The 1,003-nt window shown below is 49.3% G+C and carries 1 protein-coding gene; it reads left to right on the top strand.

The genetic code is table 11. From position 1 onward, the window contains the following. The first annotated feature begins 175 nt into the window (after positions 1–175). On the top strand, positions 176–727 hold the full coding sequence (locus KSW37_RS15640; protein ID WP_217315381.1) for a DNA-binding protein: 552 nt from the start codon (positions 176–178) through the stop codon (positions 725–727). Positions 728–1,003: the final 276 nt, after the last annotated feature.

The following is a 1,003-nucleotide window of genomic DNA, read 5'->3' as shown; positions in this document are numbered from 1 at the left end:
AATCTATGAAAAAGTATGATAAACTATGAGCAAGTATGAGCAACTGTGAGTTGACCCCTCACCGATTTCGTATCTTTGCATTGTGGTTCAGAGATAACATCTCATACCACCAAGAGGCAATGCGCAGCGCCCCCTACACACAAACACAATTTATTAACCTTAAAATGAAGACACTATGATTCTGTACACATTGAAGAAGTATGTCAACGAGAAGTTGAGCGCCGCTTACGGCAAGTTTTTCGCCTACCCTGTAGTCACCCAGACCTATGGTCTTGATGAACTCGCAGAGCACATGTCAAAGCACAACACCCCGTTCTCCAAGGGAGCCATCATGGGTATGCTCACCGACATGGTGAGCTGCGTAAGAGAACTGGTTCTGCAGGGTATCGCCGTGAAGATTCCAGACCTCGCCATCTTCAGCATCGGCATCAAGAACAAGGAAGGTGCTGTCTCCGAGAAGGAGTTCACCATCACCAAGAACATTGCCGGACTGAAGCTCCGTGCACGTGGCACCGGCGAGTTCAAGGCTTCCAGTCTGAACCTCGATGCATCTCTGAAGAAGGCTACAGCCGTAACAGGCGAGGTAATCCCTCCGGATGACGGCAAGGACAACACAGGCGATACCACCCAGGGTGGCGGAACAAACCAGGGAGGTGATTCAACACAGACTGGCGGATCCGACAACACCGAGAGCGGCGGCTCTGATGGTGGCGGCAACATGGGCTAACCCATCCGCCAGCAGATGAAGAAAGAAGGTTTTAGACAGGATGCAGTCCGGGATTCGGCTATAGCACCCCCGGCTATTCATCAATATAGCAAGCAGCATTGAAACACGCGCTATCAAGCCCATCTGCTCATCCTGTCAGCCTTCCTTCACAAAAGTATCGCCCGGATATTGGAAATCCGAGTCCCCAATCCATTTATTAACCTTAAAAATCAAATGAAAATGAAAAGAGAAACACTCAAGAAAATTCTGAATTTCGTCATTACCGTTCTCACCGCC

It is taken from the genome of Segatella copri, assembly GCF_019127135.1.
GTDB lineage: Bacteria > Bacteroidota > Bacteroidia > Bacteroidales > Bacteroidaceae > Prevotella.
This window is presented reverse-complemented; position numbering and strand designations above follow the sequence as displayed.